This is a genomic window from Streptomyces sp. NBC_00683 (genome assembly GCF_036226745.1).
GTDB lineage: Bacteria > Actinomycetota > Actinomycetes > Streptomycetales > Streptomycetaceae > Streptomyces.
In genome coordinates this window covers 8,209,131-8,230,254 of sequence record NZ_CP109013.1, presented here as the reverse complement: position 1 = coordinate 8,230,254, position 21,124 = coordinate 8,209,131, and the positions used below count along the sequence as shown (strand labels likewise).

Annotated in this window: 16 protein-coding genes; 12 read left to right on the top strand and 4 right to left on the bottom strand. The window is 71.4% G+C overall.

Going from position 1 to position 21,124, the window contains the following annotated elements; genetic code table 11:
- Positions 1 to 105: 105 nt before the first annotated feature.
- A complete protein-coding gene (locus tag OG257_RS35730; RefSeq protein WP_329214380.1) occupies positions 106 to 1,197 on the bottom strand; it encodes a LacI family DNA-binding transcriptional regulator in 1,092 nt (363 codons plus the stop codon).
- A gap of 225 nt (positions 1,198 to 1,422) precedes the next feature.
- On the opposite strand from OG257_RS35730, the gene OG257_RS35725 reads away from it, so the two are divergent.
- From OG257_RS35725 to OG257_RS35675, 11 genes are read left to right on the top strand one after another with little or no spacing between them, the layout of a single operon-like run.
- Positions 1,423 to 2,691, top strand: a complete 1,269-nt coding sequence (locus OG257_RS35725) for an ABC transporter substrate-binding protein (RefSeq protein ID WP_329214378.1) — start codon at positions 1,423 to 1,425, stop codon at positions 2,689 to 2,691.
- 12 nt (positions 2,692 to 2,703) lie between these two features.
- Positions 2,704 to 3,669, top strand: coding sequence for a carbohydrate ABC transporter permease (locus OG257_RS35720; RefSeq protein WP_329214376.1), 966 nt, complete (start codon positions 2,704 to 2,706; stop codon positions 3,667 to 3,669).
- A complete protein-coding gene (locus tag OG257_RS35715; RefSeq protein ID WP_329214374.1) occupies positions 3,656 to 4,579 on the top strand; it encodes a carbohydrate ABC transporter permease in 924 nt (307 codons plus the stop codon). Before OG257_RS35720 ends, OG257_RS35715 begins: the two co-directional genes overlap by 14 nt.
- 45 nt (positions 4,580 to 4,624) lie before the next feature.
- Entirely contained in the window at positions 4,625 to 5,389 is a 765-nt protein-coding gene (locus tag OG257_RS35710; RefSeq protein ID WP_329214372.1) for an SDR family NAD(P)-dependent oxidoreductase, read from the top strand.
- Positions 5,377 to 7,164, top strand: coding sequence for a heparinase II/III domain-containing protein (locus OG257_RS35705; protein ID WP_329214370.1), 1,788 nt, complete (start codon positions 5,377 to 5,379; stop codon positions 7,162 to 7,164). Before OG257_RS35710 ends, OG257_RS35705 begins: the two co-directional genes overlap by 13 nt.
- 3 nt (positions 7,165 to 7,167) lie before the next feature.
- Positions 7,168 to 9,153, top strand: coding sequence for a hypothetical protein (locus tag OG257_RS35700; protein WP_329214368.1), 1,986 nt, complete (start codon positions 7,168 to 7,170; stop codon positions 9,151 to 9,153).
- A gap of 2 nt (positions 9,154 to 9,155) precedes the next feature.
- Positions 9,156 to 9,758, top strand: a complete 603-nt coding sequence (locus OG257_RS35695) for a hypothetical protein (RefSeq protein WP_329214366.1) — start codon at positions 9,156 to 9,158, stop codon at positions 9,756 to 9,758.
- Positions 9,755 to 10,834, top strand: coding sequence for a right-handed parallel beta-helix repeat-containing protein (locus OG257_RS35690; protein ID WP_329214364.1), 1,080 nt, complete (start codon positions 9,755 to 9,757; stop codon positions 10,832 to 10,834). Before OG257_RS35695 ends, OG257_RS35690 begins: the two co-directional genes overlap by 4 nt.
- Complete coding sequence (locus tag OG257_RS35685) at positions 10,822 to 11,991, top strand: SGNH/GDSL hydrolase family protein (RefSeq protein ID WP_329214362.1); 1,170 nt, start codon at positions 10,822 to 10,824, stop codon at positions 11,989 to 11,991. Before OG257_RS35690 ends, OG257_RS35685 begins: the two co-directional genes overlap by 13 nt.
- Before the next feature lie 11 nt (positions 11,992 to 12,002).
- Complete coding sequence (locus OG257_RS35680; protein ID WP_329214360.1) at positions 12,003 to 14,411, top strand: polysaccharide lyase 8 family protein; 2,409 nt, start codon at positions 12,003 to 12,005, stop codon at positions 14,409 to 14,411.
- Positions 14,412 to 14,415: 4 nt separating this feature from the next.
- Positions 14,416 to 15,390, top strand: a complete 975-nt coding sequence (locus tag OG257_RS35675; protein WP_329214358.1) for an acetylxylan esterase — start codon at positions 14,416 to 14,418, stop codon at positions 15,388 to 15,390.
- Positions 15,391 to 15,405: 15 nt separating this feature from the next.
- On the opposite strand, the gene OG257_RS35670 is transcribed toward OG257_RS35675, so the two are convergent.
- Positions 15,406 to 16,980: a phytoene desaturase family protein gene (locus OG257_RS35670; RefSeq protein WP_329214356.1), complete on the bottom strand. Its 1,575-nt coding sequence runs from the start codon at positions 16,978 to 16,980 to the stop codon at positions 15,406 to 15,408.
- A gap of 214 nt (positions 16,981 to 17,194) precedes the next feature.
- Between OG257_RS35670 and OG257_RS35665 the strand changes: the two genes are divergently transcribed.
- Positions 17,195 to 17,815 (top strand): DinB family protein, encoded by a 621-nt coding sequence (locus OG257_RS35665; protein WP_329214354.1) that lies wholly within the window; start codon positions 17,195 to 17,197, stop codon positions 17,813 to 17,815.
- Between the two features lie 7 nt (positions 17,816 to 17,822).
- On the opposite strand, the gene OG257_RS35660 is transcribed toward OG257_RS35665, so the two are convergent.
- Entirely contained in the window at positions 17,823 to 20,093 is a 2,271-nt protein-coding gene (locus OG257_RS35660; protein ID WP_329215521.1) for a serine/threonine-protein kinase, read from the bottom strand.
- Between the two features lie 27 nt (positions 20,094 to 20,120).
- Positions 20,121 to 21,008 carry an oxygenase MpaB family protein gene (locus OG257_RS35655; RefSeq protein WP_329214352.1) on the bottom strand — a complete coding sequence of 296 codons (888 nt, stop codon included), beginning with the start codon at positions 21,006 to 21,008 and terminating at the stop codon, positions 20,121 to 20,123.
- Positions 21,009 to 21,124: the final 116 nt, after the last annotated feature.

The following is a 21,124-nucleotide window of genomic DNA, read 5'->3' as shown; positions in this document are numbered from 1 at the left end:
GGCCACCGGCCGGAACGGGGCGCGTGAAACCCGCACCCACCCGCCCCGTTCCTCATCACCGCCCCGCCGGGTCCCGAGACCTGGCGGGGCGGTTCGCCGTCTCCGCTATCCGGCCTCGGCCAGGGCGGGAGCGGGGGACGGTGCCGGAACAGCGGGCGGCGCCGGTGCCGTGGACTCCCGTACCACCAGGCGGGGCCTGATCAGCAGCGACCGTCCGGCACCCGGGGCAGAGTCGATCCGTGCCCGCAGCTGCTGGAACGTCTCGGCCGCCATCTCCGGGAGGGGCTGGCGGACGGTGGTCAGGGGCGGTTCGAAGAGGTCGGCGAGCAGGATGTCGTCGAAACCGACCACCGAGACGTCCCGCCCCGCGCGGAGCCCGGCGTCCTTGGCCCCGCGGCAGATGCCGATGGCGCACATGTCGTTGATCGCGACGAATCCGGTCGGCGGGCGAGGCCGCGACAGCAGTTCCCGGGCGGCGTTCCGGCCCAGCTCGGCGGCGTCCTTGTCCCCGAATTCGGTGGTGTCCGCACCGGGCCACACGATCGCGTCGGCCGGGTCGAGGCCCGCCGATTCGAGCGCGGCCCGGAAGCCTCGCAGTCGCTCCCGGCGGTTGACGCTGTTGACCGAGCCGGAGACGAACGCCAGTCTTCGGTGCCCCAGTTCGATCAGATGGCTGGTCGCGAGCTCGGCGCCCATCGCGTTGTCCACACTGATGCTGGACAGTGAAGCCGGATCGCCCGCCTGCGCGGTCCGGTCGAAGGCGACCATCTTCAGACCCCGGCTGAGCAGCGGGGCGACGTGGTCGAGCGAGGGCAGGGAGGAGCACAGGACCACCCCGCTGACCCCGTCGGCGAGCAGTTCCTCACCGTACTTGAGCTCACGGGCGGGATCGCGCTCGCTGTTGCACAGCAGTACGTGGTAGCCCTCGGCCAGAGCGATGGCCTCGAGCTCTCTCGCGAGCGCCCCCCAGAAGGGGTTGGCGACGGAGGGGACGATCAGGCCGATGACCTTGATGCGGCCGGTGCGCAGCATGCGTGCCGCCCGGTTGGGCCGGTAGCTGAGCTGCTCTATCACCTGCTCCACACGAGCCAGGGTGGCCGCCTGCATACGGTCCGTACGTCCGTTGAGGACGTTGGAGACCGTGCTCGCGGAGACTCCTGCTGCCTCCGCGACCTGATGGATCGTTACCCCGCTCATGCCACCTCCGGTTCGGAACGCACTGCTGAGCTTAGTGTACCGATTTACTGAACGGGCTCCACCGGTACACCCGTTAACATCCCTGAAAATTCTTGTGCATCAGCTGTTGACGCCACTCTCGACGCGTTCTTAGCATCAGTGCATCGATTTACCAGTGCTTCCCAGCCATGTCCGGGAAGTCATCGCTGGATCGATCCACTGACTCCACCTCAAAAGGGGTGTCCCATGGAACTCAACAGACGATCTGTGCTCGCCGCCATCGGCGCGGGTACCGCCACCGCCGCGCTCGCCGGCTGTGGCGGCGGCTCCTCGGCTGCCGGTTCGGCCGACGGCCCCGCCGAGGGCGAGATCACGCTGCTCACCCCGATCTACGAAGGCGCGAAGGGCAAGATCCTGCTGGAGCAGGAGATCCTCGGCGGGTTCCGGAAGAAGTATCCGGACGTCAAGGTGAACGTGGACTACACCACGTACGCGCAGCTCAACGAGAAGATCACCACCGGTCTCGCCGGCGGGCTGCTGCCCGACGTGCTCATGATGGGTGTCGGCTGGATACCCCCGTTCGCGGCGAAGAAGGCGATCGCCGAGCTGCCGGAAGAGCTCGCCACCGCGCACGACTACGAGAAGCGCGTGCTGGAGCCGTCGCGTTACGACGGCAAGCTCTACGCGCTGCCCGTGGTCCTGGACACCCGCATCGTCGTGTACCGCAAGGACCACTTCGCGGAGGCCGGGATCAAGAAGACCCCGGCCAACTGGGCCGAGCTGCGCGCCGTGGCGAAGCAGTTGACGAAGGACGGCCGCGTCGGATTCGACCCGTTCTCCATCGATCTGCGCCAGTGCTGGGAGACCTTCCTCTTCGCCAACGGCGGCCAGTTGTTCAGCGCGGACGGCAAGAAGGTGTTGTTCAACGATGCGCGCGGTGTCGAGGCCCTGCAGTTCTTCAAGGACCTGGTCAAGGACGGCTCGGCGGACTACGCGAAGAAGACGGATGCCGGCGCCCCGTCCAACGTACAGACGGGCAGGGCGTCGATGATGATGTCGACGAGCGCCCTGTGGGTGCAGGCCAAGGAGCAGAACCCGGAGCTCATCGAGGGCGACAAGCTCGGCTCGTTCGTCCTGGCCAACCGCAGGCCGGCGATGCTCCAGGGCGGCACGCTCGTCACCCAGTCCGCGCGTTCCAAGCACCCGGCCGCGGCCCGTGCGCTCGTCGAGTACCTCGCGACGCCCGACTCGATCCTCGGTGCGGCGAAGCAGCGCGGCTCGGTCCCCGGTCTCCGGGACCTCAACGAGTCCGGATACGTCAAGGAGAACGAGTTCGTCGATCTCTCCCTGCAGAACCTGGAGCACGCCGTCTCGGAGGGCGGTACCGCGGCCTGGATGGAGATCCGCGAAAAGATCAAGCCGACGCTGGAGCCCGCGATCGTGGGCGGTCAGTCCGCGAAGGACGCCATCGCGGAGCTCGGCCGTCTCGCCGAGGCCGCCATCGGCCGGATGTAAGGACCCGACACTGTGCCAGCGATATCCGTAGTGAAGGCACGGCCCGCGCGGCCGCCTTCCTCTCCCGAGGCACCGAAGACGACGCGTACGGGCCGGGTCCCCACGGGCCCGGGACGGCGTCGGCGCCGTGCGGGCATGCTGATGGTGGCGCCCGCGCTGCTGCACGCCTCGCTGTGGATCGGTCTTCCGGTCGTGGTCTCGGTGGCCCTGGCCTTCACGAAGTACGACGTGCTGACGGCGCCGGAGTTCGTGGGTCTGGGCAACTTCCGGGACATGCTGGACGACGCGGTCTTCGTCAAGTCCATCGGCAACACGCTCGTCTACACCTTCTTCACGGTGCCCTTCGGCATGGCCCTCGGCCTGCTGGTGGCACTGGCTCTGCACACCGGCCTCAAGGCACGCGGCATCTTCCGCACCGCGGTGTTCCTGCCGCAGGTCACCGCGACCGTCGCGATCGCCCTGGTCTGGCTGTGGATCTACAACCCCGGCAACGGACTGCTCAACACCCTGCTGTCGTTCCTGGGCGTCCAAGGGCCCGCCTGGCTCTCCTCGACGACGTGGGCGATGCCCTCGGTGATCCTGGTGGGCATCTGGCAGGGCATCGGCATGAAGATGCTCATCTATCTGGCCGCGCTGCAGTCCCTGCCCAAGGAGCTGTACGAGGCGGCGTCCGTGGACGGTGCGTCCAAGGTCCGGCAGTTCTTCTCGATCACTCTTCCGCTGCTGAAGCCCGCGACGTTCTTCGTGCTCATCACCTCGATGATCAGCGCCTTCCAGTCCTTCGACCAGATCTACATCCTGACCGACGGCGGCCCCGCCAACAGCACCACGATGATGACGTACGAGATCTACAAGTCCGCCTTCCGGGAGTTCCGCGTCGGCTACGCCAGCGCACAGTCACTCGTGCTCTTCGTGCTGCTGATGGGCTTCACCCTGGTCAACAAGCGGATCATGGGAGGCAGTCGTGGCCACAGCTGAGCTGCAGAAGCCGGCCCCGGCCCCGGTGCCGAGGACCGCGACCAAGGGCAAACCGGTCTCCGCCGGCCGCGTCGCGCTCTACGTGACGTTGTCCGTGGTCTCGCTGCTGATGATGGTGCCCTTCGCCTGGATGATCCTCACCTCGCTCAAGACGCCCGTGGAGATCGCGTCGCAGGATGCCGGACTGCTCCCTGAGCACTGGCAGTTCGGGAACTACGCCGACGCGCTGAAGGCGGCGCCCTTCGCCACGTACGCCCGGAACAGTTTCCTCATCGCTTTCAGCCACACCGTGCTCAATGTGCTGATCGCCTCGATGGCGGGGTACGCCCTGGCCCGCATCAGGTTCCGCGGCAGCGAGACGATCTTCTATCTCTTCATCGCGGCCCTCATGATCCCCACCTACACCAAGGTGCTGCCCGAGTTCCTGATCGTCCGCTTCATGCCGCTGGCCGGCGGGAACGACATCCTCGGCCAGGGCGGCAGCGGCTGGCTGGACAGCTGGTGGGCGCTCATCATCCCCGGCGCCGTCACCCCGTTCGCGGTCTTCCTCTTCCGGCAGTTCTACCTGGACCTTCCGGTGGAGCTGGAGGAGGCGGCCCGGCTCGACGGCCTCGGCGAATTCAGCATCTACGCCCGGATCATGAGCCCGCAGGTCAAGCCCGCGTTCATCACCGTGGCGCTGCTGACCTTCGAGTCCTCGTGGAACAACTTCCTCTGGCCGCTCCTGGTGACCCATACGGACAGCATGCGGGTGATCCAGGTAGGGCTCTCCGTCTTCAAGACGGAGAACGGCACCCAGTGGCACTTCCTGATGGCCGGCACCACGCTCGCCACCCTTCCCATGGTCGTCCTCTTCCTCATCGGCCAGCGCTACTTCGTACAGGGCTTCGCAACCGCCGGTCTCAAGTGACCGGTTCCGGCCCCTCGTGGGCCGGTCACCGAAAGGGCTTCACCCATGTCTGCTGATCTCAACGGCTCCCGCGCACTGGTGACGGGAGCGGGCCACGGCATCGGCCGCGCCATCGCCGTCGCCCTGGCAGAGGCCGGCGCCGACGTCGCCGTCCACTTCCACTCCTCCGCCGAGGAGGCCGCGAAGACGGTCTCCGCCATCGAGGCGCTGGGCCGCAGGGCCAAGGCGTTCCAGGCCGACGTGACCGTGAGCGGCGAGGTGGACGCGCTGGTCGAGGAGGCCACCGGATTCCTCGGCGGTCTGGACGTCCTCGTCTGCAACGCGGGTCATCTGATCGGCCGCGAGAAGATCGCGGCCATGTCGGACGACCACTTCGACCAGGTCATCTCCGTCAATCTGACGTCGGCGTTCCGTACGGTGCGAGCAGCCCTGCCGCATCTGACGCAGTCCTCGGCCGGACGCATCATCACCATGTCGTCGCTCGCCGCGCACAACGGCGGCGGCCCCGGCTCGGTCGCCTACGCGGCTGCCAAGGCGGGCATCCGGGGCTTCACGAAGGGTCTGGCGAAGGAACTCGCGGGCACGGGGATCACCGTCAACACGGTGGCGCCCGGCTTCATCAAGGGCACCGCCTTCCACGACACGTTCACCGCTCCCCAGGCCCAGCAGGCGATGGAGGCCGGCATCCCCGTCGGCCGGGCCGGCACGCCGGAGGACGTCGCCAACGCCGTCGTCCATCTGGCCTCTCCCGCCTCGGGCTTCCTCACCGCCACCACGGTGGACATCGACGGTGGCGTGTGGCCGCGTTGAGGCGCATCGCCCGGGAGCGGGGCGGCTGGTGGCACGCGTACGTCTGCCCGGCGCACGGGGTGGAACTCGACCACGGTGATCTCCTCGGCGGGGTCTTCCCCGAGGACGGTGCGCGCTGCGCGCACGGCTGCCGGGTGGACACGGAGGCGGTGCGCGGTGCCTGGCTGGTGCTGTCGCACCAGGCGTGGGCGCGGCATCTGCGGGTGCTCGCCCATCGCGGCGAGCGCGCGGAGGCGGTGTCCCGGCTCGTCGAGTACGCCGACGTGTACGCCGGTCTCGCCACGGAGCGGCACGGCGAGGCGCAGACATGGATGCTGCGCGGCAGGCTCTTCCACCAGGCGCTGACGGACGCCATCTGGGCGGTGAACATCGGGCACGCGGTGAACACGCTGGCCGCCAAGGACACGGAGGGGCTGGCGGCGGTACTTCCGCTGCTCGACGACCTGGAGCGGGCGGCGCTCGACGCCCGCGACGTGCTGACCGGCCAGGGGCACCTCGCTTCCAACTACACCGCGTGGCTGAACGCTGCCGGCGTTGCCACGAGCCGGGCAGCGGCCGCGGTCCGCGGCCGGGAGTGGGACGGTGCCGGGCAGTGGCTGGAGGGCGCCCACGGCCTGTACGCGCATCTGCGGGTGGCGGTCGCCGAGGACGGCTGGGAATGGGAGGGCAGCACCTACTACCACGGGTTCGTACTGAGGGCGGCCCTGCTGGCGCTGCGCTCCACCGACCCGGCGGCGATCCCGTCCGATGTGGTGGGCGTGCTGGCCGGGATGACGGACGTCCTCGCGGCGATCGCGACGGACGGCGGCATTCTTCCGGCGCTGCACGACGGTCCCTACCTGCGGCCCCCGCTGGCCCTGGAGTGGCTCGAACTGGCGGCTCTCGCAGAACAGTTGGTGCCGTCCGCGGCACTGGATGCGGTGGCTGTACGAGCACGGGCCGAGCTCGGCGAGCACGACGACGGGCTGGACCGGGAGCTCGGCGGCTGGTTCGCCGGGCCGCCGCTCCCCCGCCGGGCGGCGCCCGGCGCCGTCACCGTGTTCCCGTCGGCGGGCTACGGGGTGGTACGGGCGGCGGGCATCCACGCGCTGCTGGACTTCGGCCCGCACGGCGGTTCGCACGGGCACCGCGACAAGCTGTCGCTGTACCTGTACGGGGACACGACCCCGTGGCAGCCGGACCCCGGCCAGGTGCCCTACGCGCACGCCGAGTTCCGTGATCTGTACACGTCGACGGAGGCGCATCCCGCGTTCCGGGTGGACGGCGCCGAGCAGGCGGAGTGCACGGGGGCGCTGCTGGCTTCGGACACCTCCTCGGTGTCCGCCGAGGTCACCACCGCGTACGAAGGGGTGCGCGCGGTACGGCGGGTGGCGGCCGGCGACTGCTACCTGGTGGATCTGCTGACGGTGACGGGCCGGGAGGCGCACCGGGTCACGGCCCAGCTGCGCCCGGGAACGGCGCTCGACATCCAGCTGCAGGCCGCCGGTCCCGTGCGCACCACCTGGTACGGCGAGGAGACCCTGCACGGCTGGCACACCCACACCGCCGGGGTGCCGGTCCGGCCCGTGACCCGGCCCGGCCCGGGTCCGGCCGACGATCCGCAGCGCATGCGCACACGGGTCGACTTCACCGCCGAGGCCGAGCGGGTCACCTTCGCCTCGGTGTACCAGGCGGCATCGGCGGGGCCGGCGGTGAGCGAGGTACGACTCGACGGCGAGGAGCTGACGGTGGAACTGGCGGACGGCTCCACCGCACGCTTCCGGACGGAGGGCTGAGTCGTGCTGCTCTCCGCCACTCCGCCGCCCGGCCCGCGCCCCGCGCAGGAGGTCCGGCTGCGGGAGGAGGCCGCGCGCCACCGCGGTCTCACCCCGCCCCGCACCCACCCCCTGGCCAGCATCACCTGGCTGGGTCCCGCCGCCTCCAACCCGGCTCTGGCGTACCGCACCACCGGCGACCGCGCGCATCTGGAAGAGAGCCGGCGCTGGATCGAGGCGGCGGTGCGGCTGCCGCACTGGGGCCGGGCCCATCTGCCGGACCACGACCTGGACGCGGGCTGGCTGCTGCACCACCTGTCGCTCGCCTACCGGTGGATCGGCGACGAGCTGCCGGACGGGGTACGGGCGCTGCTGCGGTACAAGCTGCTGCTGCAGGGCCGTCGTATGTACGAGTTCGCGGTGGCGAGCGAGGGCCGCTGGTGGTCGTCGTCGTACTGGCAGAACCACAACTGGATCTGTTACGCGGGCCTGGCGACCGCCGGCTACGTCCTGGGCAAGGAGGAGTGGACCGAGCGCGCCAAGGACAACCTCGGCACGGTCCTGGACCTGATGCCGGACGACGGTTCGCATGCCGAGGGCGTCGTGTACTGGCGCTACGGGGTGCCTTTCCTGGCGATCCATCTGGATCTCCTGAAGGAGGCGGAGGGCGTGGACTGGTGGGAGCGCGGCGGATTCCTCGCCAACACCTTCCGCTACCGGCTCCACCAGACGGCGCCCGGCTTCGCGTTCAACGTCGACCACGGTGACTGCCACGACCGGCGCAGTGGTCACAGTGCGGGGCTGTACTACCGGCTCGCCGCGCAGTACGGCATCGCGCAGGCCCAGTGGATGGGCGATCTGGCCTCGGGCGAACTGCTGTGGCAGGAGGCGGCGGAGAGCGGGGTGCGGCCGGGAATCCTGCCGGAGGCCTATCTGGAGTACCTCTGGTACGACCCTTCCGTTCCGGCCGCCCGGCCGACCGAAACGCGTGCGTTCTTCCCTGACCTCGGGCTGCTTTCGGCCCGCACCGGGTGGGACGACGATGCGACGCTGGTGTCGTTCAAGGCGAGTCCGGGTGGCGGCCACACCGCGTGGGAGACCTCGGCGAAGCACCGGGCCGAGCTGGGCTGGGAGACCCTGAACCAGGGGCACCACCACCCGGACTCGGGGTCGTTCGTGCTCATCTCGCAAGGGGCGTTCCTCGCCGTCGACGAGGGCTACAGCAACCGCAAGCGGGCGGCGCACCACAACCTGCTGCTGGTGGACGGGCAGGGTTACGCGGACGAGGACCGCTACCACGTCTACAAGGACATTCCGTACGAGCGGCAGGCCAGGCAGCGCGACGTGCTGGTGGACGCCGAGGCCGGCTGGGCCCACGCCACCGCGGAGATCGCCGCGATGTACGACCCGGAACTCGGTGTCCGGCGCCTGGACCGGACCCTGGTGTTCACGCCGTCGGGCCGGCTCGTGCTGCTCGACCTGGCCGAGGCGGAGACGGGGCGGGAGTGGACGTTCCTGCTGCAGACCGACCGCCCGACGGAGCCGCGGCCGGACGGCAGCCGGCTGATCAGGTCGGGAGAGGCCACTGCCCTCGTACGGCAGTTCGCGCCTCACGACGCCTCGCTGGTCTGTGAGGTCACCGAGGTCGAGGCCAATCCGACGTCCAGTACACCGGAGCTGCGGCTCACGCGGACGCTCCACACACTCCGTTCGACCGCCCCGCGGTCGCCGGACGGTCTCTTCCTCACCGCCATCACGCCGGGGGCGGCGTCTGCGGGCGAACAGATCGCGTGCCTGGAAGGGGGCGGTGTCACGTTCACGGACGCGGAGGAGACCGTCCTGCTGTCCCCCGTCACCCGTCGGATCCGTACGTCACGGGTGAGCGCCGACGCCGCGGCCCTGCTGACCTCCGCCGACGCCGCGCCGTTCGTCGTGCGGTGCACGCGGCTGGAGATGGACGGGCACGTGCTCCTCGATGTGCCGGAGCCGTACACAGGAAAGGTCGGCTGATCATGCAGGCAACACTCTCGTCCGGCTGGCCGACGCTGTTGCGGCGTCTGGAGTTCATCGCGTACCCGGCCGTCGCCGGGGCCGCGTGCATCGTGCTGTCCCTGGGTGTCGTCACCTGGCTGCCCGCACTCGCGGCCATGGGCCACGCGCTGCAGCTGTGGCGTGCGGAGGGGGACAGCCGCGTGTTCGTCAACGCGTTCGCCGCGTTCCCCCGCTACTGGCGCGCGCTGTGGCGGCACGGGTTGCTGTCGACGGCGGCGGCGGTCGTCCTCGGCGCGAACATCGTGTACCTGCTGTCCCGTTCGGAGCCGTGGACCTTCGTCGTGCTCGCCGCGCAGGTGGGCATCGCCGCCGCGCTCGTCATCCACCACATCGCGCTCGCCGCCGAGGCCGGACGGACACCGCGGGGCTCGGTCCGCACCTGGTCGGCCGGGGCGCTGGCGCTCGGCTTCGGGTCTCCGGCCCGGGGCACCGCACTGCTCGGCGCGGTGATCTCCGCCGTGCTGCTCTCCCTCGTCGTACCGCTGGGGCCGTTGCTGCTGGGCCCCAGCATCCCCGTACTGCTCGCTCTGTCCTTCGCTGATCCCAGGAGGCACACCTCATGAGCCATGCACTGCGCACCACCCTGGCCGCCGCGATCGCCGCGGGCACCTCGCTCCTGTTGCCGGCGCCGGCAGTGGCCGCCGAGGCGGCGACGGCGTACTACGTGTCGCCGTCCGGCAGCGACGCCAACGCGGGTACGTCGGCGGGGGCGCCGCTCGCCACGATCCAGAAGGCCATGGACCTGGCGCCCACGGGAGCGGTGGTGAACCTCGCGGCGGGCACCTACCGGCAGGACGTGGTGACCGTGCGCCCCGGCGTCACGCTCACGGGCCCGTCGAGCGCCGTGGTGAAGGGGGCGGGCGACGCCCGGATCATCCAGGTGCAGCACGACTCGACGACGCTGAGCGGCTTCACGGTGGACGGGCTGCACGGCTCGTCCACCGAGGTGGCGGGCTACCGCCTGAAGCTCATATATGTCATGAGCACGACTGCCGGGAACGGAGTGGGCGGCCTGCGCATCACCGGCATGACGCTCAAGAACGCCGCCGACGAGTGCCTGCGGCTGCGCTATCTGGTCACCGGCGCGGAGGTGGACGACAACACGATCACCAACTGCGGGGTCGCCGACTTCAAGTTCGGCGGGGGCGGCAAGAACGGCGAAGGCATCTACCTCGGCACGGCCCCCGAGCAGCAGGGCGCGAACGGTGCCCCGGACGCCGCGGCGGACATCAGCAGGAACAACCGCATCCACCACAACACGATCGCCACCCAGGGCAACGAGTGCGTCGACGTGAAGGAGAACTCGACCAACAACTACGTCGAGTACAACGACTGCAGTGGCCAGAAGGACTCCAGCTCCGGCGGCCTCGACGCACGCGGCAGCGGCAACATCTTCCGCTACAACACCGTGCACGACAACGTCGGCGCAGGTGTACGGCTCGGCGGTGACACCGCGACCGACGGCATCGACACGAGCGTGTACGGCAACACCATCACCGGTAACGCGGGCGGCGGCATCAAGTTCATGCGCACCCCGCAGGGCCCGGTGTGCACGAACACCATGAGCGGCAACACCGGTGGCAACGCGGTCGGTACGTACGCGAGCGAGTACGAGCCGACCGGTGCGTGCCCGCAGTGACCGGCCGGGGGCCCGCGAGACGCGGGGTACTGACGGCGGCGGCGGGCCTGGCGGCGGTGGCCGTCGCCGCGCCCGGAGCCCAGGCCGCCCCGGCCGCGCAGGGCAGCGGCGGCGGGGCCGGCAGGTCACGCTGGGCCACGTCCTGGGCGACGGCGCAGACCGCGCCGACCGAGACCGACACGGTGGCGGCCCGCGGGCTCACCGACGGTGTGTTCACGGCCGTCCTACGGCTGTCGGCCGGCGGGCAGGTACGTCTGCGGTACGGGAACGCCTTCGGCGCCGTACCCGTCCTGATCGGCCCGGTGACGGCCGGCGGGCGCGCGGTGACGTTCGGCGGCCGACGGCAGGCGTGGCTCGCCGCGGGCGCCTCCCTGACCAGTGATCCGGTCGACGGGCCACCTTTGCCTGCGGCGTCGCGGCTGACGGTGGAGACCCGGCTGCCCGGCCCCACCGGACCCCTGTCCTTCCACCGCAACACCCATGCCTCGCACTCCGTCGACGGGGTGCGGACCACCTCCGTGTTCCTGCTGACCGGGGTCGAGGTGACCGGCGCCCACGGTCCGGTGCTCGCCGTGCTCGGCGACTCCATCGCGGAGGGGGTCGGCACACCCGACGACGCGGACCTGCGCTGGCCGGACCAACTGGCCCGGCGGCTCCCCGGATCGGCTGTCGCCAACCTCGGCATCAGCGGCAACCGGCTGCTGCTGGACGACGCCCGGTTCGGGCCCGGCGGGCAGGCGCGGTTCGACCGCGACGTCCTTTCGCTGCCCGGCCTGCGCACCGTACTCGTCCATCTCGGCATCAACGACCTCCAGCAGCCACCGGCCCAGACGGACCCCGCGCTCGTCCTGGCCGGCTACCGCCAGCTGGTCCTGCGGACCCGGAACGCGGGGCTGCGGATCGTCGGCTCGACCATCACCCCGTTCGAGGGGTGGACCCGCTGGACGCCGGAACTCGACGCGGTCCGGCAGCAGATCAACCGCGCCGTACGCACCGGCCGGCTGTTCGACGCGGTCGCCGACTTCGACCGCGCCCTGCACGATCCCGCACAGCCGTCACGCCTGCTGCCCGCGTTCGACAGCGGCGACGGCCTGCACCCCAATCCCTCCGGTCACGCCGCGCTCGCCGCGGCCGTGGACCGCCGACACCTCCTGTGAGGGCCCGACACATGACCCCAGGCACCGGCAGAGGCACCACCCGACGCACCGTCCTGGCCGGAGCGGCGGCGCTCGGCGCGGCCGTCACCCTGCCCCTCACCCTTACCTCCGGGACCGCGCACGCGGCCGCCGGGGACGCGGCCGCACTGCGCGCCCGCTGGCACACCCTGCTCACCGGCGGCGCCGGCCTCGACCTGGCGGACGAACGGATCGCGGCGGCAGTCGCCCGGACCGGCCGCGCCGCGACCACTGCGGCGACGGGCCTGGACCCGGCGCGCGCCGAGGGCCTGTTCCCCGACCTGACCAGCACCACGCTCTCCAACCACGTCACCACGTCGTTCAAACGGCTCGCCACGATCGCCACCGCCTGGGCGGTGCCCGGCACCCCGCAGTACGGGGACGTGGCCCTCGGAGACCTGCTGCTCGCCGGCATCGACTGGATGCTGACCCACCGTTACGGCCCCGAGCACACCCGCTTCGACAACGACTGGGACTGGGAGATCGGCTCGGCGCTCGCGCTCAACGACGCGTCCGTGCTGCTGTACGACGTGCTCGGCACCGAGCGTCTCGCGCGGATCACCGAGGCTGTGCGGCACTACACGCCCGACCCGAACCTGTGGCGGGCGGACCGGCAGATCGCGACCGGGGCGAACCGGGTGTGGATCTCCACCGTGGTCGCGGTCAACGCCGTCCTCCGTGACGACGGGGACGCCCTCACCCGGGTCCGCGACGCTCTTTCGGACGTCGAGGGTTCAGGTGCCAACAGTGTCCTGGCCTTCAACGACCGCGCGGACGGCTCGGCGGGCACGGGCGAGGGCTTCTACTCCGACGGCTCGTTCCTCCAGCACTACAAGCACCCGTACAACGGCGGCTACGGCAAGGAGCTGCTCAACAACCTCTCCCGGCTGCTGAACCTGCTCGCCGGCACGGACTGGACGGTCACCGACCCGGATCTCGACAACGTCCGCGGCTGGGTCGACGACGGTTTCGACCCGCTGCTCGCCCGGGGCGATGTGATGGCGTCGGTGTGCGGGCGTGAGATCGCGCGTCCCAGCAAGCAGGGCCACGCCTCGGCTCAGACGGTCATCGAGGCGGTGGTGCGGCTGATACCGAGCTTCCCGGGCGACACGGCCGACCGCTTCACCGCACTGGTCAAGCAGTGGATCGCCGAGGACACCTACCGGGACTTCCTGGCCGTCACCGATCTGGCCTCGCTCGTCGCCGCCCGCCGGATCCTCGACTCGCCCGTCCCCGCGCGCGGCCCGCTGGTCGCGCACAAGCAGCACCCGCGGATGGACAAGGCGGCGCACCACAGGCCGTCGTTCGCGCTGGGCATCTCGGCGTACTCGAGCCGGATCTACAACTACGAGTCGATCCAGAACGAGAATCTGCACGGCTGGCATCTCTCCGACGGCATGGTGCTGCTGTACACCGACGACCTCGGGCACTACAGCGAGGACTACTGGCCCACCGTCGACCCTGCCAGGCTGCCGGGGACCACGGTCGTCGCGGGCCGGCCGGCGGACGCGGCGGGGCAGCGCACGACGAGCACGGCCGACTGGGCGGGCGGCACCGCACTGCCGGGGACGACGCTCGGCGCCTACGGCATGGAGCTGCGGGCGTACGGAAGTTCGCTGCGCGGCCTCAAGAGCTGGTTCTGTCTGGACGACGTGATCGCGTGTGTCGGCTCCGGCATCACGGCGGACGCGGGACCGGTGGAGACCGTCGTGGAGAACCGCAAGCTCCGCGACCCGCACGCCGCGCTCCTCGTCGACGGCAGGGCCGCCCCGGCCGACGCCGGCTGGTCCGCGCAGCTCGACGGTGTGCGGTGGCTGCACGCCGAGGGGACCGGCGGCTACGTCTTCCCGAAACCCGCCACGCTGCGCGGTCTGCGTGAGGAACGGACCGCGACCTGGCGGGAGATCAATCTCAAGTACGGCACGGACACACCCGTGACCCGCCCCTACCTGACGCTGTGGCAGGACCACGGCGCGGCACCGGCCGGCGCGGGGTACTTCTGGCTGCAGGCCCCATCGGCCTCCGCCGCGCGCACCAGGCAGTGGGCGGCCGCACCCCCGGTGGAGCTCGTCTCCGACTCGACGGCCGTGCACGCCGTACGCCGCTGTGCGGACGGTCTGCTCGCCGCGAACTTCTGGACCGCGGGCACCGCGCAGGAGCTGGCCGCCGACGGCCCCGCCTCGGTGCTGGTGCGGGCGGACGGCCGGACGGTCACGGTGGCTCTCTCGGACCCGACGCAGCTGCGGTCCTCGGTGGTCGTGGACCTCGCCCGGCGCGGCCTGACGGTCGTCGCGGCGGACCCGGGCGTCAGCGCCACGTCCACCGGCCGCGGCATCCGGATCACCGCGGACACGGCGAACCGGCACGGCGCAACCCTCACCCTCACCCTGAAGAGGAGCTAGACCCTTGCTGTTCGACATGCCCCTGGAGCGGTTGCGCGAATACCGGCCGCAGCCGGAGGAGCCGGCCGACTTCGACGCCTTCTGGGAGAAGACGCTCACCGAGACGGCCCGGCACGGCCTGGACGCCGAATTCGTGCCGTACGACGCCGGATTCGCGACCGTGGACGTGTTCGACGTGACGTTCCGCGGCTGGGGCGGCCAGCCGGTGAAGGCCTGGCTGATGCTCCCGCGTGTCCGCTCCGGGCCGCTTCCTGCGGTGGTGCAGTACATCGGCTACAACGGTGGCCGCGGTATCCCGTACTCCTGGCTGACCTGGAGCGCACTCGGCTACGCCCACCTCGTCATGGACAACCGGGGCCAGGGCGGCGGCGGCAAGAACACCTCGGACACCCCCGACTTCGGCCCCGACGGGCATGGTTCCTCGTCCCCCGGGTTCCTCACCCGCGGGATCGAGGATCCTGCCCGTCACTACTACCGGCGGCTCATCACCGACGCGGTGCGGGCCGTCGACGCGGCGAAGGCCCACGAGGCCGTGGACTCCTCCCGGGTCGCGGTCCTCGGCGGCAGCCAGGGCGGGGGCCTCGCACTCGCCGTGGCCGGGCTGCGTGAGGACGTGGTGGCCGCGGTCGCCGATGTGCCGTTCCTGTGCCACTTCCGGCGCGGGTCGCAGATCACGGACGCGGGACCGTACGCCGAGATCGCCCGCTGGCTGTCGGGCCACCGCTTCCGGGTCGAGGAGGCGATGCAGACCCTGTCGTACTTCGACGGCGTCAACTTCGCGGCACGGGCGACCGCTCCGGCGTGGTTCTCGGTGGGGCTGATGGACCGGATCTGCCCGTCCTCGACCGTGTACGCGGCCTACCACGCCTATGCCGGTCCGGCCGAGATCGAGGTGTTCCCGTACAACGGCCACGAGGGCGGCGCGGAGTACGACCTGCCGCGCAAGCTCTCCGCCCTGCGCGGCGTGTTCGGTCAGTAGGCGACGGGCAGTCCGTCACCGGCCCAGCGCCGCCATGGCGGCGTTGTGGCCGGGCACCCCGCTGACCCCGCCGCCGCGCACCGCACCCGCCCCGCACAGCAGGACGTTGGCGTGTGCGGTCTCGACGCCCCAGCGGCCGGTGTCCTCGGTGGCGTAGGGGAAGGACAGGTCCCGGTGGAAGATGTGGCCGCCGGGCAGTCTCAGGTCCTGCTCCAGGTCGAGCGGCGTCTTGGCCTCGATGCACGGCTCGCCGTTGCCGTCGAGGGCCAGGCAGTCGGCGATCGGCTCCTCCAGATGGGCGTCGAGTTCCGCGAGGGTGGCCTTGAGGAGGGCGGCGCGCGTGGCCTCGTTGTCCGCGGCGAAGAGCCGGGCGGGGGTGTGCAGCCCGAAGAGGGTGAGGGTCTGGTAGCCGCGTGCGGCGAGGTCGGGGCCGAGGATCGACGGGTCGGTCAGTGAGTGGCAGTAGATCTCGGACGGCGGGGCGGCGGGCAGCCGTCCCGCCGCCGCCTCGCGGTAGGCGTCGGCCAGTTGCCCGTACCCCTCCGCGATATGGAAGGTTCCGGCGAACGCCCGGCGCGGGTCGACGGAGTGGTCACGCAGCTTCGGCAGCCGTGTGAGCAGCATGTTCACCTTCAGCTGCGCCCCCTCCGCCAGGGCCGGCGGCTCGTCACCGAGGAGGGCGGCCAGCGCCTGCGGCGACGCGTTGACCAGGACCTTGCGGGCGCCCAGCACCCGTTCTCCGGCGGGCGAGCGGACGGTGACCTCGGCGTGGGTCCCGTCGGTCTCGATACGGGTGGCCTCGTGCAGGACGCGGATCTCGGCGCCCGCAGCTCGGGCCGCTCCGGCCAGGGCATCGGTGAGGGCTCCCATCCCGCCGACCGGGACGTCCCAGTCACCGGTTCCGCCGCCGATGACGTGGTAGAGGAAGCAGCGGTTCTGGAGCAGGGACGGGTCGTGGGCATCGGCGAAGGTGCCGATCAGGGCATCGGTCAGCACCACTCCGCGTACGAGGTCGTCGGTGAACCGCTCCTCGACGGCGACGCCGATGGGCTCCTCGAACAGCGTGCGCCAGGCTTCGGCGTCGTCGATCCGCGCCCGTAGGCCGTCGCGGGTCGGCAGGGGTTCCGTGAGCGTCGGGAAGGCACGCTCGGCGACCCGCTGCGTCATCGCGTAGAAGCGCTGCCAGGCCTCGTACTCGCGGTCGTCGCCGGTGAGTTCCGCGAAGGACGCCCGGGTGTTGTCGCCGCCGACGAGCAGTCCGGTGGCCCGTCCGCCGCGCACGGCCGGGGTGTACGAGGAGACCGTGCGCTTGCGGACGGCGAAGTCGAGACCGAGATCGCGGACGATCTTCTGCGGGAGCAGCGAGACGAGGTACGAGTAGCGGGAGAGCCTGGCGTCGACCCCGTCGAAGGGGCGGGTCGACACAGCCGCTCCCCCGGTGCTGCCGAGGCGCTCCAGGACGAGGACGGACTGCCCGGCACGGGCGAGGTAGGCAGCGGCCACCAGACCGTTGTGGCCGCCGCCGACGATCACCGTGTCGTAGCTGTCGTGCGCGGGTGTGCCGGGTGTCTGCGTCTCGTCTGTGGGCATGGCCCCTTGGTAACACGGAAGGATCATCCCTGGCCAGAGGGCCGGAGGGTGTCGGTGTCCGGGTGCCGGGAGGGTCGGCGGGGCGGGTCCGGGGGCACCGGCAGGGAAATCGTTGGGCGGCCCGGGGCGGCTGTGGCAGGGTGCTTCCCCGAATCGTTTCACCACCGAACCGCCTTGCCCACGCCCCGCCCCCGCCACCGCCCCAGGAGAGTTCATGGCAACACCGGCACGCCTGATCCCCTTGCTCGAACAGTTCGACTGGGCGTGTGAACGCCTCGGCAACCGGATGGCGGGGCCCGTCGTGGACAGCGGCAACGGCACCGACGTCGAGGCCCCGCCCATGACCGACGAGGAGTACCTGTGGGAGCCGGTGCCGGACTGCTGGTCGGTCCGTCGGCGTACCTCGGGTCCCGGTCCGCGGGCGACCGCTCTGGCCGGCACCGGTGACTGGGGGCGCGACACCGCGGCCTTCCCGCACCCCTCGCCGCCGCCGTTCACCACCATCGCGTGGCGCCTGAGCCATCTCACCGAACTGCTGGCCCTGCGCGCCGACCATTCGGCAGGCAGCCACAGCCTGACCCGGGACGACTTCCGCGTCGAAGGGGGCGTGAACGGGGCGCTCGCCGCCTTCGGGACCGCTGCCGCCGCGTGGCGAACGGCCCTGCTGGGCGCCGACGACACCGCGCTCGACACGGTCGGGTACAGCACGTACCCGCACGGCAGCGACCCGGAGGACCCGTTCATCGACATCGTCTGGTGGGTCAATCAGGAGCTGCTGCATCACGGCGCCGAGATCGCGCTGCTCCGTGACCTGTACCGCGGGCGGAACATCTGACGCCCGCTCAGTGCGGCGGTATCCCGTGCTGCCGGCGCAGGGCCGCGACCCGCCGGTAGAGGTCCACCGCTTCGGTGCTGCGCCCGAGCTGTTCCAGGCAGTGCGCCTCGTCGTTGCGGCTGGCGAGCGCGTCGGGGTGGTCGGCGCCCAGGACCCGCTCACGGGCCTCGGCGACCTTCCGGTAGTCCGTGAGGGCGTCGGCCCACCGGCCCAGCCAGCCCAGGCAGACGGCGACCTCCCGGCGGCTGACGAGCGTGTCGGGGTGGTCGGGGCCCAGGGTGCGTTCCCGGATCGCGCACACCTCGCGTGATTCGACGAGCGCCTCCTCCCAGCGGGCCATCCGCCCCAGGTTGACGCCGAGTCCGTGCCGGGCGCGCAGGGTCTCCGGGTCGGCGGCTCCGTCGACCCGGGTGCGGTCGTCGACCAGGGCGCGGTACAGCTCGAGCGCCTCGGCGCTGCGGCCCAGCCTGCCGAGGCTGATACCGACCTCGTAGCGGGCGGAGAGGGTGTCCGGGTGATCGGCCCCGAGCGCCACGGCACGGGCCTGCGCGACATCGCGGTAGGTCTGCAGGGCCTCCGGCCACCGGTCCAGCTGGCCCAGCGTGTACGCCACTTCGTACAGCGTGACCAGGGTGTCCGGGTGGGTCGCGCCGAGGAGGCGGCTGCGGGCGTTCGCCACGTCACGGGCCATGCGGTACGAGTCCTCCAGGCGGCCCAGCCTGCTGAGGTTGAACGCCAGGTTGTGGCGGCAGCGCAGGGTGTCCGGATGGTCCGGGCCCATCGAACGCTCCCGGGAGGCGAGCACCGCGGCGTACACCTGGTGGGCTTCGAAGTGCCGGCCGAGCTGGCCCAGGACGTACGCCGTCTCCTGCCGGGCCGCGAGGGTCTCCGGGTGGTCGGGCCCCAGGGTGCGTTCGCGGCCGTCAGCGACCCGGCCGAACTCGCGCAGGGCATCCGTGGCGCGTCCGGTGCGGCTGAGAGTGAATCCGACCTCGTACCGGCTGGAGAGGGTGTCGGGGTGGTCGGGGCCGAGGGCCTGCTCGCGTCGGGCGGCGACCGCGCGGTGCACTTCGCCCGCCTCGTCCCAGTGTCCGAGGCGCCCCAGGTTGAGGCCCGCGCTGTGGCGGCTGGCCAGGGTGGCGAGCAGCTCGGGCGACGGGGTGGGCCGGTCGGCCCGGGCCGCGGGAACGCTGCCGGGCAGAACCCGCAGGTCGGTTCCGGTCGTCCAGGAACCGGTCAGGCCGAGCGAGAGGTCGATGGGTGCCGTCCCCGGGGGTATCGCACCGGTCGCCTTGTGACCGGTGGTCATGTTCCGGGTCCAGGACGGCAGTCCCTGCGCGCGGCCCGCAGGCCGACGGGCGGGGTGCAGGACGGGGGCGGGCGGGGCGAGCCGGACCCTCCCGGCGTCCGGGCCCTGCGTCTGCTCGCCGGTGCGTCCGAGCGCGATGCGCCTGCGCAGGTCGCCTGCGTCGGCGGGCCGCCCCTCGGGAGTCTTGGCCAGCAGGTCCAGGACGACCCGGTCGAAGAACCCGGGAAGTTCGGCACGGTGGGTGCGCAGCGGTTCGGGCTGGGTGTCACGGTGTCCGACGAGGACCGCCCAGGCGTCGTCCAGGTCGAACGGCGGTACGCCCGTGGCGATCTCGTACAGCACGCAGCCCAGCGAGTAGAGATCGCTGCGGTGGTCGACCTCACCGCCGCTGATCTGCTCGGGCGACATGTAGTGCGGGGTGCCCATGGCGATGCCCGTGCCGGTCAGGCGGGAGGTGAAGCCGATGTCGTGTCCGAGCCGGGCGATGCCGAAGTCGCAGATCTTCACGGTGCCGTCGCCGAGCCGCATGATGTTGGCGGGCTTGAGGTCGCGGTGCACGATGCCCTGCTGGTGGGTGTAGCCGAGGGCGTCGGCGACCTGTTCCGCGATGTCGACGACGTCGGGTACTGGCAGCGGGTGCTGTTTGTTGTCCTCGAGGAGCTGGCTGAGGTTGCGCCCTTCCAGGAGCTCCATGACCAGGTAGAGGACGCCCTCGGACTCGCCGAAGTCGTGGACGACGGTGACACCTCGGTGCTGGAGCGCCGCGGCCACCCGTGCCTCGCGGCGGAAGCGTTCGCGCAGGATGCGGGTGAAGGACGGGTCGTGTTGGGGCCCCATCGGTTTCAGGCATTTCACGGCCACCTGGCGGCCCAGGGACTCGTCGCGGGCACGCCACACCTCGCCCATGCCACCGCGCCCGATCAGATCGAGCAGCCGGTACCGGCTCTGGATCAGCCTGGTGTCCGCCATCGCCTGCTGTCGCCCCCGTCGCATCGCCTACTGCTGCGCCCTCCCCGGCCCGTCCAGTATGGCGGCCTGTCTGCGGAGTTTGTACGGGGCGGGGCGGCTGCCGGGGCCGAGTCGTGCCATCGCCTTCACAATGTGTCCGGGTGGCAGGCACCAGCGGAGGCGCGCGGGGATGCGGCGCAGGGCGCTGCCGGTGGTGCGCAGGCGGCGGTCGACGGCTTCCGGGGGCGGTGCCGGCCTGCCGTACAGCTCGTGGGCGTACGGGGGCAGCGAGTCGTACGCGAGTGCCGCCACGCGCCGCCACAGCAGTGCGCGCGCCGGGGCCAGCAGGGCGTGGACCGGGGGGTTGCGCAGGAAGTCGTCGACGTCCAGCGCGTCCGGACCGGCGGCGAGTTCGGGGCGGACCCGGTCGAAGTAGTCGGCGAGTGCCGCGGTCGTGGCGGGGACGCCTGCGGGGTCGAGGCCGACGAGGCGGGCGCTCTCGCACTGTTCGCCGATGTACCGGTCGGCCTGGGCGTCGGTGAGCCGGAAGCCGGAGCGGCGTTGCACCTGGAGGTAGGAGTCGACCTCGGCGCAGTGCACCCAGAGCAGGAGCCCGGGTTCGTCGATGCCGTAGCTCTCGCCGGTCTCCGGGTCGGTGGCTTTGAGGAGACGGTGGATCCTGCGGACCCGGGCGCCGTACTTCTCCGCCGCCTGGGTGGTGTCGTAGGTGAGAGTGCCGACGAAGTCGGCCGTGCGCATCAGGCGCCCCCAGGCGTCCTTCCGGAAGTCCGAGTTCTCCATCACGCCGCGTACCGCGCGCGGGTGCAGCGCCTGCAGATAGAGGGCGCGCACGCCGGCCACCCACATCATCGGGTCCCCGTGCATCTGCCAGGTGACGGAACCGGGGCCGAACAGGCCAGGGTCTGCGTCGCTCATCGGCTCGTACCTTCCGCTCGGCTGTGGAACGGGGAGGCCTCGCCATACATGCATACCGCAACCGCGCACGTTCCGGGAGGGGCAGGGCCATGCGCGGGTGTCCTGGGCGGTACCGC